General features: G+C 61.9%; 15 protein-coding genes and 1 tRNA gene. 6 read left to right on the forward strand and 10 right to left on the reverse strand.

Annotated features, from left to right (window positions below; translation table 11 throughout):
- Nucleotides 1-36 precede the first annotated feature (36 nt).
- The 3 genes from AC0NIE_RS08275 to AC0NIE_RS08285 form a co-directional block, all read right to left on the reverse strand.
- A complete protein-coding gene (locus tag AC0NIE_RS08275; protein ID WP_473488085.1) occupies nucleotides 37-891 on the reverse strand; it encodes a thermonuclease family protein in 855 nt (284 codons plus the stop codon).
- Between the two features lie 324 nt (nucleotides 892-1,215).
- Nucleotides 1,216-1,557 (reverse strand): hypothetical protein, encoded by a 342-nt coding sequence (locus AC0NIE_RS08280; RefSeq protein WP_473488086.1) that lies wholly within the window; start codon nucleotides 1,555-1,557, stop codon nucleotides 1,216-1,218.
- 214 nt (nucleotides 1,558-1,771) lie between these two features.
- On the reverse strand, nucleotides 1,772-1,978 hold the full coding sequence (locus AC0NIE_RS08285) for a ribbon-helix-helix domain-containing protein (protein ID WP_095495279.1): 207 nt from the start codon (nucleotides 1,976-1,978) through the stop codon (nucleotides 1,772-1,774).
- Nucleotides 1,979-2,054: 76 nt separating this feature from the next.
- On the opposite strand from AC0NIE_RS08285, the gene AC0NIE_RS08290 reads away from it, so the two are divergent.
- The 3 genes from AC0NIE_RS08290 (at nucleotide 2,055) to AC0NIE_RS08300 (ending at nucleotide 3,107) form a co-directional block, all read left to right on the forward strand.
- A complete protein-coding gene (locus AC0NIE_RS08290; protein ID WP_473488087.1) occupies nucleotides 2,055-2,282 on the forward strand; it encodes a hypothetical protein in 228 nt (75 codons plus the stop codon).
- The gene (locus AC0NIE_RS08295) at nucleotides 2,279-2,482 is read left to right on the forward strand and encodes a hypothetical protein (RefSeq protein WP_473488088.1); all 204 of its coding nucleotides are present in this window, start codon (nucleotides 2,279-2,281) and stop codon (nucleotides 2,480-2,482) included. Before AC0NIE_RS08290 ends, AC0NIE_RS08295 begins: the two co-directional genes overlap by 4 nt.
- A gap of 106 nt (nucleotides 2,483-2,588) precedes the next feature.
- Complete coding sequence (locus AC0NIE_RS08300) at nucleotides 2,589-3,107, forward strand: hypothetical protein (protein ID WP_473488089.1); 519 nt, start codon at nucleotides 2,589-2,591, stop codon at nucleotides 3,105-3,107.
- Nucleotides 3,108-3,467: 360 nt separating this feature from the next.
- Here the strand turns inward: AC0NIE_RS08300 and AC0NIE_RS08305 are convergent.
- A tRNA-Arg gene (locus AC0NIE_RS08305) sits at nucleotides 3,468-3,544 on the reverse strand.
- 215 nt (nucleotides 3,545-3,759) lie between these two features.
- Between AC0NIE_RS08305 and AC0NIE_RS08310 the strand changes: the two genes are divergently transcribed.
- Complete coding sequence (locus AC0NIE_RS08310) at nucleotides 3,760-4,053, forward strand: hypothetical protein (RefSeq protein ID WP_473488090.1); 294 nt, start codon at nucleotides 3,760-3,762, stop codon at nucleotides 4,051-4,053.
- 337 nt (nucleotides 4,054-4,390) lie between these two features.
- On the opposite strand, the gene AC0NIE_RS08315 is transcribed toward AC0NIE_RS08310, so the two are convergent.
- The gene (locus AC0NIE_RS08315) at nucleotides 4,391-5,554 is read right to left on the reverse strand and encodes a M20 aminoacylase family protein (protein WP_473488091.1); all 1,164 of its coding nucleotides are present in this window, start codon (nucleotides 5,552-5,554) and stop codon (nucleotides 4,391-4,393) included.
- A gap of 305 nt (nucleotides 5,555-5,859) precedes the next feature.
- Here AC0NIE_RS08315 and AC0NIE_RS08320 point away from each other — a divergent pair, with 305 nt between their 5' ends.
- Both AC0NIE_RS08320 and AC0NIE_RS08325 read left to right on the forward strand, forming a co-directional pair.
- The gene (locus tag AC0NIE_RS08320) at nucleotides 5,860-7,047 is read left to right on the forward strand and encodes a D-alanyl-D-alanine carboxypeptidase family protein (protein WP_473488134.1); all 1,188 of its coding nucleotides are present in this window, start codon (nucleotides 5,860-5,862) and stop codon (nucleotides 7,045-7,047) included.
- A gap of 4 nt (nucleotides 7,048-7,051) precedes the next feature.
- Nucleotides 7,052-8,158 (forward strand): CobW family GTP-binding protein, encoded by a 1,107-nt coding sequence (locus AC0NIE_RS08325; RefSeq protein ID WP_473488092.1) that lies wholly within the window; start codon nucleotides 7,052-7,054, stop codon nucleotides 8,156-8,158.
- Nucleotides 8,159-8,317: 159 nt separating this feature from the next.
- On the opposite strand, the gene AC0NIE_RS08330 is transcribed toward AC0NIE_RS08325, so the two are convergent.
- From AC0NIE_RS08330 to AC0NIE_RS08350, 5 genes are all read right to left on the reverse strand, one after another.
- Nucleotides 8,318-8,593 carry a sulfurtransferase TusA family protein gene (locus tag AC0NIE_RS08330; RefSeq protein ID WP_473488093.1) on the reverse strand — a complete coding sequence of 92 codons (276 nt, stop codon included), beginning with the start codon at nucleotides 8,591-8,593 and terminating at the stop codon, nucleotides 8,318-8,320.
- Between the two features lie 5 nt (nucleotides 8,594-8,598).
- The gene (locus AC0NIE_RS08335) at nucleotides 8,599-9,891 is read right to left on the reverse strand and encodes a L,D-transpeptidase family protein (RefSeq protein WP_473488094.1); all 1,293 of its coding nucleotides are present in this window, start codon (nucleotides 9,889-9,891) and stop codon (nucleotides 8,599-8,601) included.
- Nucleotides 9,892-10,160: 269 nt separating this feature from the next.
- Nucleotides 10,161-11,111 carry an acetyl-CoA carboxylase carboxyltransferase subunit alpha gene (locus AC0NIE_RS08340; RefSeq protein ID WP_473488095.1) on the reverse strand — a complete coding sequence of 317 codons (951 nt, stop codon included), beginning with the start codon at nucleotides 11,109-11,111 and terminating at the stop codon, nucleotides 10,161-10,163.
- 99 nt (nucleotides 11,112-11,210) lie between these two features.
- Nucleotides 11,211-12,128, reverse strand: a complete 918-nt coding sequence (locus tag AC0NIE_RS08345) for a site-specific tyrosine recombinase XerD (protein WP_473488096.1) — start codon at nucleotides 12,126-12,128, stop codon at nucleotides 11,211-11,213.
- Nucleotides 12,129-12,151: 23 nt separating this feature from the next.
- On the reverse strand, nucleotides 12,152-12,304 hold the full coding sequence (locus AC0NIE_RS08350; protein WP_095493454.1) for a histidine kinase: 153 nt from the start codon (nucleotides 12,302-12,304) through the stop codon (nucleotides 12,152-12,154).
- Nucleotides 12,305-12,504 lie beyond the last annotated feature (200 nt).

The following is a 12,504-nucleotide window of genomic DNA, read 5'->3' on the forward strand; positions in this document are numbered from 1 at the left end:
GGCAAATTTGCCGACGTGACGCTGCCCGTCGACCCTTTACCGCCTTGCCTTACGCCAGCCGGCCGCGCGCGCCTCGGCCTCGCTGCAGAACCAGCGCTCGCCTTTGCTCGGCGTGATCACTGTCTCGTCGTAATACTCTTGGCCCGGCAGATGGTAGATCTGGTCACCCGAGTTCACGCTGATGTTGCCTTTGACGTTGCAACCGGAGCCGAGCAGACCGAAGCCGGTCGATTGGTCACTGACCGTCTCGACCTTGTCGACGTTCGCAGCCCGCCAGTCCCACGGGGGATCGAATCTGCCTTGCCATACGCCGCGATGGGCGGCTTTGGCTGAGACTTGATCGGCGGCGAATGCCCCGTTCGAATAGCGAGGCCAATCTAGAGCGAGGCCTTGCTCAACGAGCCATTTCTGAACGCTTCGGCCGTCGGCGCGATTGCAGTTCCCGACAAGACGCCCGTACCGATCACGATCGACAAAACTGCAATGCAGCGGTCGCGAAGCTGCCAGGAACTTGTCCAAGGCTTGGGCGGCACGGCGCCCGCATGGATAATCGAAACCCTTCGCGTCGTTGCAGTACTGCCGGCTCTCTGGCGCATCGATGCCATTGAAGCGAATGCGCTGGCCAGCAATCTCGACCGTGTCGCCATCGATCACCGACGCCCGGCCTTGCATTGGGCCAGGCAATGGTTCTGTCCAGTTTGTTACCGTGCCCTGAAGGCTTGCGGTGCTCTGTACTACGAATTGAGCGACCGTGGCGGCAAGCGTGCCCACGCCGAGAAAGAGGAGCCCCAAGAGCGGTCGCGGCAGTCGTCGTGACGGCATTCTTCTGCCGGCGCGCTTTCGCCACCGGTCAGCCTGATTGGCGCCTCGATAACGCTGGACCTTGCCCACGCCCTCTCTCTCAATGGCAATGGACGCTACCGGCGCTGTTGTCCATGTGGCAGCACTGACCAGGCGGAGAACTTTTCCGACAGCCTCCGCCATGTGCATAAGACGACACCGCTCCCGCTAGAATCGCGAGTGCAACAACACAGATGGTTGTGAATGTTTTCATGAATGCCCCTCCCCAGGTGACGCCTGAATAGAGCACTTCTCAGGCGCTTTGAATAGGGCACCTCTAATCACACGGGAATCGGCATCTTCCGGCTCGCGGCCTGGCTCTATTTCAGCGGGACGGAAAAGGCTGAACGGGCGATGACCGACAAGCCACCAAATTCAGGAGCGTGCCTTCAAGATCGTCGCTATCATGTTGTCTTCTGCACCTTTTCGAACGGCAGGGAAAAAATCGGTCTGAACAAAATCGACCCAGGCTTTCGGCATGCCTTGGATGTAAAACTCGTAAAGTGTGTTTTCCTTGGTCTGGCACTCGGAGAACGCACCGCGGATGATAATTTCGACCGCTTCATTTGTTCTTTGGGCGGCGCGGCGCGAAAAAACTGTGAGACAGTCCGACCACGCATTTTGAAGAGCAACTTGTCGGGCCTTCCTCGCCGGGCTGTCTGCCGCGGCTACCCCCACCGTTGCCAGGACAAGTAACAGCCCAACCGCAACTCGCATATAGCCCCGCCCCCGTTTGATCCGGGCCGGAGTTTCCTGCCTCGGGTGGAAGAATGCAAGCTTCTCCCCGCAAGGGCGCCTACATCTCATTGTTTTCGATGATGCCGGGCGAGCGCGATTTCTTGAGTCTCACGCCAGCACCGCCGTCCATTCTACGGGATGAAGTCGACGCCGGCAGGATTGGAGCCGCTGCGCGGAAAAGTCGCCAAGGGTTTCACTCGGCTTTCAGTACCTGGTGTCTGATCAACCAGTCACGGATGATCAATCGGACGGCTTCAGGTCGCGAAACATCATGCTCGGCAACAAATTGATCGACGCCCGCCAGCATGTCCGGTTGAAGGCGAACCATGATCGGCACACCCTTTCCAGTTGGGGCCGGGCCGCGCCGTTTCTTTGATACCACGGTTTCTTGCTTTGGCATAAAAACTCTGATATCAGAATTCCCGTTCTTGCGGAAGCGCTAGAGCCTCACACACAACCGAATTGGAGAAGATCCGATGCTGAACACCCTTGTTCGGGTAGCCGCCGAAGGTATGCCCGATGTCAACCGCCGCCGCCTGCTTAACCTGACAGGGGCAGGCCTCGCTCTCGCCGCTACGTCTGCTGTCGTGCGCAATGCATCGGCCGCGCCGATCGACGCCGCACCTGCCGTGCATCCCGAGGCCTTCTCGTCGATCGCCGCCGATATCAGGCGCCTTGCGGACGTGAAGGGCGAAGCGTCATGAAAGACAATATCGCGCACTACATGGAGACCGCCGAGCGGCTGGAACTACTCATCCCGACGTTCGATCCGGCGAATGGTGATATGATCCTGGTGTTCAAGACCGAAGCCGCAAACGGCGGGCGTTCATTGCGCCTCTCGCCCGAGTTGGGGGCGGAGTTCCGTTCCTATATTTTCCGGGCGATTCGCGAAAAGGCAAACTGACAATCGTTCCGTGGCGAAACGATTATGGCCCGCTGCCTCACGGTGGCGGGCCTTTTTCTTTGCGTCCCAGCGTGTCATCCTCACTCATGCAGGGGTGAGGGGGGCAATGGACACTGAACTTATTCGGGCGCAGGGCGAAGCGCTGTGGAATGCAAATCTGAACATGCTGGCGGCCGCCGACAGGAACATGGACGGCGTCGTGACTATCTCCGATCTATGGCTGCTGGCCAAGGGCATCTTCTTTCTGCCGGGAAACTACCTGCTTACGCATCTGATGATGCAGATGCCTGATGTCGCCATCTTCTGGGAAATAGACGCAGGCTCATTGTATGGCTTTTGGGCCGGCGCTTGGTCCGTCCTTGGGTGGATGATCGCGATAGGCGTCGCTTTCCCGGCCCTTGGCGGAATCGCCATCGCGTCCGAAAGGATCAGTCGGATCTTAAACTCGTTGAGGTTCCTGGAGGTATTGGGGTTGCTGGTCCTGGTATTGCTACCCTTCCTCCTGAGCATTTTCATGGTCGAGTCCGGCGCGCTGAATAGGAATATGCTCGACACAGCGCTTGTTCTTGCATTTCTCGCTGAGATAGCGCTCGTGCTCTTCTACTGGCGCAAATTGCGGCGTTAGAACCCGGCCTATAAATCGGAGCCCGTCTCGGCCCCTTCTTTCTCAGGCAACAGCGCCCGTCACTGTCCCCACGGTGGCGGGCTTTTCGTTCGCAGGAATTCGCGGGCGTTTATTCGATGCATATTCGATGCATCGATCGGAAATTCAGCTAAGTGCTTGATATTGCTGGTACGCCCAAGGGGAATCGAACCCCTGTTACCGCCGTGAAAGGGCAGTCGGACTTTGCAAGTGTTTCATGTCGCGCCCATGTCGCATGGACCTGCCGACAGCTTCTGTAAGTCATTGAAAATAAACGGTAGCCAATTGCAACATGATGCGACATGAAAAGAGCAGCGGTGGCATTTAAGCCGTTGATTTTATTGGTGATCCCGACAGGAATCGAACCTGTGACCTACAGATTAGGAATCTGCCGCTCTATCCTACTGAGCTACGGGACCACGCGGCCCGACACATAACCGCTTCGGATCGTTTCGCCAAGAGGCAGGCTTGACGCAATCGGCCGGTTGCTAGCCGTCGAGAGGCTTGCTCACAATTCGAAATTGCATCCTCATCACTTTACGACTGAACCGCAAGGGTTGGATCGCAAAGATGAGCTGGGGATAGCGGAACTTCGGATCACCGCCGCGCTTTAGTGTGCCGAAGGAGATGCCGCATGAGTGCAACGAAAGAGTTCTTTGAAACCTGGCTCCAGGAGAACGTCGGCGACCTGCCCGCTGAAAGCGAGGTGAGCGTGGCGGTCCTGGCTCAGCAATTCGAACAGGATGCCGACGCGGCCGGCTATGGTCACGAGGTGCGCGAAGACGAGATCGGCGACATTGAAGAGGCTATTGCGGAAGCCCTGAGCAAGGCCAGAGCAGGCGCAGAGCCGCAGGCTGCGGCCGAAGAGAGTGATCCGGCGCTCGTCATGGAGGCGCTGGAGGTCGACGACCCGAAGAGCGGACCATAGCGGTCCAGGCACCACCGATTGATTTTCGAATAGATTCGTCCCGGCGGTTGCGGCTCCCCTCTACATGGCAGGGCTATCGCATATTGGTAAGTACCCCCTCACCCGGATTGCCAACCGAATTGCGAAGGGCAATTCGGGACAATCCGACCTCTCCCCAAGGGGAGAGGAGCCAGCGCTGACGCTTCTCTCTTCTCCCCGGCGGGGAGAAGGTGGCCGCCCACGGGTCTTGCCTCCGGCAAGCCCGAGGACAGGCTCCGCGGCCGGATGAGGGGGCAGTTCTCATATGCGATTGCCCTACCCGATATGGGGGCAAGCCCGAGGGTAGGCTTTGTATGCATCAGGCGGCCAGCGCCGTCTCCGCGAGCTTCACCCAGTAGCTCATGCCGTGCGGGATGATCTCGTCGTTGAAGTCGTAGGCCGGATTGTGGAGACCGGCGGTGTCGCCATTGCCGATGAAGATGAAGGCGCCGGGCCGCGCCTCCAGCATATAGGAGAAATCCTCGCCGCCCATCACCGGCTGGATGGCGCGGTGCACATGGGCCTCGCCGGCGACATCAGCCGCGACGTCGCTGGCAAAGGCCGTCTCCTCCGGATGGTTGAAGGTGACGGGATAATTGGCGTTGTAGTCGACCTCGATCGTTGCGCCGAAGGCCGCGCCCACGCCCTCGCAGATGGCGCGCACGCGCTGCTCAGCCTTCCTGGCGACCTCCCCCTTCAGCGTGCGCACGGTGCCGGCGATCTCGGCGCTCTCGGGAATGACGTTGTAGGCGTCGCCGGCGTGGAACTTCGTCACCGACACCACGACAGCCTCGACCGGATCGGTGCTGCGCGAGGCGATCGTCTGCAGCGCGCCGACGAGCTGGCTGGTGATGACGATCGGGTCGATCGTGCCGTGCGGCATCGCCGCATGCCCGCCGCGGCCCTTGACGGTGATGGTGAATTCGGCGGTCGCCGCCATGATCGGGCCGGGCTTGATGGCGAATTGCCCGACCGGCAGGCCCGGCATGTTGTGCATGCCGAATACCTTGGAGATGCCGAAGCGCTCCATCATGCCGTCCTTGACCATCTCGTTGCCGCCACCGCCGCCTTCTTCGGCCGGCTGGAAGATCACTGCGACGGAACCGGCGAAATTGCGCGTCTCGGCAAGATATTTGGCAGCACCGAGCAGCATCGCGGTGTGGCCGTCATGGCCGCAGGCGTGCATCTTGCCCGGGATGGTCGAGGCGTAGGGTTTTCCGGTGATCTCGTTGAGCGGCAGCGCGTCCATGTCGGCGCGCAGGCCGATGCTCGTGCCTTCGCCCAGGCGGCCGCGGATGATGCCGACGACGCCGGTCTTGCCGAGCCCGGTCACCACGTCGTCGCAACCGAAGGCCTTCAGCTTGTCGGTGACGAAGGCGGCGGTCTTGAAGACGTCGAAATTCAGCTCCGGCGTCTGGTGCAGATGGCGGCGCCAGCCGGCGACCTCGTCTTGCATTTCGGCGGCGCGGTTCAGGATCGGCATGATGGTTCCATCTCGCTGTTGGAGCAGACGGGCTCTGCCTGCTGCTTTGCAAATTGTGCCTGCTGTTTTACAATTGTCATTCAGGCACTTTGCCATCGTGACGTCACATAGGCTAAATAGCACCGCAAGATTGCGATCCGGATAGGGGCCGGATCACCATGCTGGCGATCGCGTAACAAATCTTACGGAGCCAGAGGCGACTGCGGCAAGAGGCGATTTCGGATTCCACCATGCGGTACAGGCATTTCTTCAAACTAAAGCGCGTCGCGTTTGACCGGGCGACGCGCTTTAGCGTTGTTGTTTTTATGCATGTCGTTATCGCAAAACCGCTGCACACTTTTGCGCGACATGCATTATTGCTGGCGGGCGCCGTGGCGCTTCCGGTGCTGGCCGGACCGGCTCTCGCCAATCCGACGATCGTGTTCGAACTGAGGAATGGCAAGATCCTCCAGCACCAGGAGGCTTTCAAGCGCTGGTATCCTGCCTCGCTGACCAAGCTGATGACCGCCTATGTGGCATTTCGTGCGATCGCCGCGGGCGAGGTCCAGCTCGATTCGCCGATCAAGGTCACGAAGCGTTCCGCCGGCGAGCCGCCGAGCAAGATGGGCTTCAAGCCGGGCTCGGTCATGCGGCTCGACAACGCGCTGAAGATGATCCTGGTCAAGTCGGCCAACGACGTCGCCATGGCCGTCGGCGAGAACATCGGCGGTTCGCAGGCCGCTTTCGCCGAACGCATGAACACCGAGGCGCGCCGGCTCGGCATGACGGGAACGCATTTCGTCAACCCGAACGGGCTATTTTCGCCGGACCAGTATACGACGGCGCGCGACCTCGGCTTGCTGGTGATGGCGATCCGCACAGAATTTCCGCAATATGCGCCATGGTTCTCGATCGAGGGCCTGGCCGTCGGCAAGAAGCAGATCGCGAACTACAATCTTCTGATCGGCCGCTATCCCGGCGCCGACGGCATGAAGACCGGTTTCGTCTGTCCCTCGGGCTTCAACATGATCGGCTCGGCAACACGCGACGGGCGTACGCTGGTGGCGGTGGTGCTTGGCGAGAAGTCGGCCGTCACCCGCGCCGAGGCCGTCGCCAAGCTGCTCGACCACGGCTTTGCCACGCCGACACCGGGCTGGTTGACGGTGGCGGCGCTGCCTTCCTATGGCGACACCACATCGGTCAACAACCTGAATGACGAGATTTGCAGGAAGAAGCCGGCTAAGGAGCAGTCGGAAGCTGTCCCCGTCGGCGACAAGAATGCGCCAAAATCTCCTTATCGGAAAAAGCTCGACCATGTGCCGACATTGGTCGCCGTCGGCCTTGGCGGCGCCACCGGGCCGAAGCCGAAGGCGATGCTCGATGCATCGGGCCGGGAATATGCAGACGTGCCGCTGCCGAGCTGGCGACCCGACCTGCCGCCGCCGCCCGGCGCCGAGCCGGCAGTGATCGGTTCCGCCACCGCGGCCCAGGAGCCCGCCAAGGCCGTGAACTAGCCTGATGAGCAGCGGCTTTCCCATCGCCGTCTCGGTGCTGACCGGTTTTCTTGGCGCCGGCAAGACGACGCTGCTCAACCGGCTGCTCAGGGATCCCGCGCTTGCCGACACGGCGGTCATCATCAACGAGTTCGGCGAGGTGGCGATCGACCATCTCCTGGTCGAACAGGCCTCCGACGGCATCATCCAGCTTTCCGACGGCTGTCTCTGCTGCACGGTGCGCGGCGAACTGGTCGACACGCTGGCCGATCTCGTCGACCGGCTGCAGACCGGCCGCATCGCCCGGCTTGCCCGTGTCGTCATCGAAACCACCGGCCTCGCCGATCCGGCGCCGGTGCTGCAGTCGATCATGGCGCATCCGGCGCTGGTCCATGCCTTCCGGCTCGACGGCGTCATCACGCTGGTCGACGCGGTCAACGGCAATGCGACGCTGGACGCCCATGTCGAGGCGGTGAAGCAGGTGGCGGTCGCCGACCGCATCGTGCTGACGAAAGCCGATCTGGCCACCGATCCGCGCGACCTCGAGGCCCTGCGGGCCCGGCTGCGGCAGATCAATCCGGGTGCCGAGCTGCTCGATGCGGGTGACAGAAGGACCGATGTAGCGGCGCTGTTCGATTGCGGCCTCTACAACCCAGCCACCAAGTCCGCCGACGTGCGGCGCTGGCTGGGCGAGGAAGCCGCCCATGATCACCATGGCGATCATGACCACGGCGACCATGAGCACGATCACGGCCATCGGCACGATTCCCGCGTACGCGCCTACTCGCTGGTTCATGACGGGCCGGTGCCGTTTTCGGCGATCGAGATGTTCCTCGACCTGTTGCGATCGGCGCATGGCGAGCGCCTGCTGCGCATGAAGGGCATCATCGAATTGCTGGAAGACCCGTCGCGGCCGCTGGTCGTCCACGGCGTGCAGAAGATCCTGCATCCGCCGGCGCGGCTGCCGTCCTGGCCGGACGGTCAACGCGGCACAAGGCTGGTGCTGATCACGCTCGACATGCCGGAAGATTACGTTCGCCGGCTGTTTGCCGCCTTCACCAACCGGCCATCGATCGACACACCGGACCGCGCAGCGCTGGAAAACAACCCGCTGGCCATCGCCGGGCGGTGAAGCGGCTGATCTCCCCCCTCGAGGGGGAGATGTCGCCGAAGGCGACAGAGGGGGTCGGCGCGACCGGACGCGGCCTCCTGCGGCAGATCAAGGTTGGCGCTTTACGCGCGGCGACCCCCTCTGTCGCCTTCGGCGACATCTCCCCCTCGAGGGGGGAGATTATCCCGCTCCGCGCTCGACGAGGAAGCGATGGCCGCCTGACATCGCTGCCGTTTCGATCAGATGATGGCCGCTCTCGGCGCAGAAGGCGGGAATGTCGATGACGGCGAGGGGGTCAGTGGTTTCGAGCCACAGGCGGCTGCCCGGCTGCATTGTGGCCAACCGCTTTTTTGCCTTGAGCACGGGCAACGGGCAGTTCAGGCCTTTGAGGTCGTAGATGGCGGCGGGGCTGGATGAGGGCCTGTCTTCCTGGCCCCGATCTTCTTGTTCAAGCATGAACCTCAGCCGCCGAACATGCCGAACAGCTTCTTCTTCAGCCTTGTCGCCGTGCTTTCGGCGTCCGCAGCCTGCGTTTCGACTGCCGGGGCGGCCTCCGATGGCGCTACGGTCGCGGTGACGACAGGCATTTCTGCGGCGGCCTTGGCCGCTTCCTTCTCGGCCAGAGCCTGAGCCTTGGCCGCCTCTTTCTCGGCCTTGGCTGCCTCTATCGCGGCAAGCCTTTGCTCCTCGGCCTTCTGCTTGGCGGCTTTCTCGGCGTCGAGCGCGGCCATTTTGCGCCCCGCCGGCGAATCGATGCGGCCCATGCGCGCCGTCTCGGTCACCGAGCCGTCGGCGTTGAACGACGGCGGATCGATCGGCACGCGTTCGCCACGGGCGCGCTTCTTCGACCACTCGGAGACGATGCTGGCTTCCTTGATGCCGGCGATGGTCGGCTTGGGCGCCGGCACGCTGGCCTTGACCGCGCCGTTGAAAGCCGCTTCGTAGGTGCTCTGATAGGCATTGAAGGCGCTCTTCAGTGAATCCGGCTGCGTCGTCGCGGGGCAGGCGCCGGCCGGATCGAACGTCGCGCCGTCAGCCGCGACCTGGTTGAAGACATAGCGCTTCTCGCAAACATCGACCTTCGGCGGCACTTTGGTGATTTCGAAATTGTCGTAGCCGACCTTCAGCATCTTCCAGAATTCGTAGTTCGGATCTTTGCGATAACGCGCCATGTTGGCGGCGGTCATGCGGAACGGAAAGGCCTGGATCTGGAACTCGGTCTGCCCGCCCTGGAAGGCATCGCGGCCGAAGGCGTAGATCTGCTCGATCTGCGCGTCTGTCATCGAATAGCAGCCCGACGACGAGCAGGCGCCATGGACCATCAGATGGGAACCGGTGCGGCCATTGGCGCGGTCGTAGGCGTTGGGATAGCCGATGTTGAAGGCAAGGTGGTAGCTCGACCGCGGATTCATCTGCGCCGGACGGACCGTATAGAAGCCCTCCGGCGCCTGGCGGTCGCCTTCGGTGTATTTGGGACCCAGCTTGCCCGACCATTTGCAGATGTCGTAGCTGGCGACCAAATCGTAGCGGCCGTTGGTCCTGGCCTTCCAGATTTCGAGCTTGCCCTCTTCCTTGAAGATGCGGGCCATCACCGGCGAGGTGCGGGTCATGCCCTTGGCCTTCATGCTGGCCAGGATCTTGTCGGGCAGCGGCTTGTTGGCCTGGGGGGCAAAATCCTTCATCGAAGAATCGGTGCAGCCGGCGACGCCTATCGCGGCAATCACAAGTCCGGTGCGGGCAAGCTTGGCAAACATGGCTATGTCTTTTCTTTCGGGCCGCAGGCATCAGCGCCGCAACCCTAAGTCCGTTAACCTTGAAAATTCCTTACCGCAAGCGCCGGGCCTTACGGCAATCTGATTGAAACGAGCGCAGCGGCATTTTTGTGGCGGAAGTGCTCAATCTCGCCACATTGCAGCGCTGACACCCGTCTTGCGGTCCGTCCGATTGAAATCGGACGGCCTGAAGCTTCTTGTTTGACCATGATCTTTTCCGAAAACCGGTTCCCACTTTTTGGGATCATGGTCTAGAGGTTTCGCCCCATAGCCAGGTACTTCTCGCGGCGCTGCTCGCGAAAATCGGTGTTGGCGCCGGAGAATTCCTTCATCGTTTTGGCGATGAGATCGCCGGTGGCGGCAATCACCGTTTCCGGGCCACGATGGGCGCCGCCGAGCGGTTCGGGAATGATGGCGTCGATGATCTTCAGCTCCAGCAGATCCTGGGCGGTGATCTTCATGTTGGTCGCCGCATCCTTCGAGCGGGTGGTGTCGCGCCACAGGATCGAGGCGGCGCCCTCCGGCGAGATCACCGAATAGATGGCGTGTTCGAGCATGTAGACGCGGTTGGCGGTGGCGATCGCGATGGCACCGCCCGAGCCGCCTTCGCCGATGACCACCGAGATCGACGGCACCTTCAGGCCGAGACAGGCCGAGGTCGAGCGGGCGATGGCTTCCGCCTGGCCGCGCTCCTCGGCATTGACGCCGGGGTAGGCGCCAGCCGTGTCGACCAGCGTCAGCAACGGGATATTGAAGCGGTCGGCGAGTTCCATCAGCCGCACCGCCTTGCGGTAGCCCTCCGGCCGCACCGAGCCGAAATTATGCTTCAGCCGGCTGGCCGTGTCCGAGCCCTTTTCCTGGCCGATGATCGCCACCGGCTCGCCGCGGAAGCGGGCGAAGCCGCCGACGATCGCCTGGTCCTCGCCGAAATTGCGGTCGCCGGCAAGCGGCGTGAAATCGTTGAACAGGCCCTTGATGTAGTCGACGCAATGCGGCCTGTCCGGATGGCGGGCCACCTGCACCTTCTGCCACGGGGACAGTGCCTTATAGGTGTCGCGCAATGCGTCGCGCACGCGTTTCTCGAGACGGCTGATCTCATCGCCGACATCGACCGCCTCGCCATTCTCGGCGAGCTTCTTCAGCTCGACAATCTTGCCTTCGAGATCGGCAACCGGCTTTTCGAAATCGAGGTAATTGTACATTCTTGAGCGGACCGATAAGCCGGGAGGCAATGACTGACGGAACCTGGGAAATAAAGGCTCCGGGCGGTGGAACGTCGTCCTCACATAGCGATATGACGTCTAGTCGGCAAGCGGATGATGATCGTTGACCAGCCGCACCAGCCGCTCCTCCAGCACATGTGTGTAAATCTGCGTCGTTGAAATATCGGCATGGCCAAGCAACTGCTGCACGGCTCTGAGATCGGCGCCGTTCTGCAGGAGATGGCTGGCGAAAGCATGGCGCAGCACATGCGGCGATATTTTCGCCGAGGCGATGCCGGCCCGCGCGGCAAGGCCCTTCAGGTCGCGGGCGAAAACCTGCCTGGAGAGATAGCCGCTGTCGCTTGCTGCCGGAAACAGGAACGGGCTATCTGCGAAAGCCGGCACCGTTGCCCGGGCAGCGAGCCAGGCCCGCATCGCCGTGCGCGCCTTTGTCGACAGCGGCACCATGCGTTCCTTGTCACCCTTGCCGCGCACCATGAAGAAACGATCGTCGCGCAGCGCCACCGTCATCGGCAGGCCGACCAGTTCGGAGACGCGCAGGCCGGTGGCGTAGAGTACCTCGACCAGCGCATGCAGGCGCAACGCCGCCAGGCTGTTGCCATCGTTCAGCGAGGCGTCAGCTGCTTCTTGCGCCGCACGGTCGATCAGTCGGCCGGTGGCGGCCTCGCTCATCGTCTTCGGCAGCGGCCGGCCTTTCTTCGGACTGTCCAGGGTTCCGGTCGGGTCGTCGCCGCGCAGGCCTTCAGCATAGAGGAACTTGAAGAACTGGCGGATCGCCGACAGTTTGCGTGCCTGCGAGGTGGCGGCAAAGCCGCGCGCGGCGACATCGTCGAGATAGGCGCGGATATCGGCGGCGGCGGCACCCGCGAGCCCGCCGTCGATCCCGGCCGAAGCGTCTTCGAGGTCGCGGCGATAGCTGGAAAGCGTGTTTTCGGCAGCGCCGCGCTCGGCGCTCATCATTTCCAGAAAGGCTTCGATGCGGACCGCGCTGTTCATTTCTCGGGTCAGTTTTTCTTGATTCAGTTCTTCTGGGGATTCAGCTTTTCGGGAGGAATGCGTACGCTCATCTCGGCCTTTCTCGGCTCGACGAACATCGCCAGAGCGAACATCGCGCCATAGACAATGCCGGCCAGAATCGTGAGCGTCACGACAAAGCGAAACAGTGTCGGCATCAATTTTCGCCCGTCTGCTTGTTCTGCGTTTCCAAACCCTGTGCCCTTATGAGACGCCAATCCGGCCAATTCAAGGGCGAAGCTCGGACGACGCGCGGCCGCGCCACGCTTGACGCAATCAGGCTTTTGATGTCGATACGCCGGCAAAGAGGGCCTGCTTGGATTCTTTGGTTGTCGCAGGTTCTTGTCGCAAAACGTGG

This window comes from Mesorhizobium sp. WSM4842, assembly GCF_055901575.1.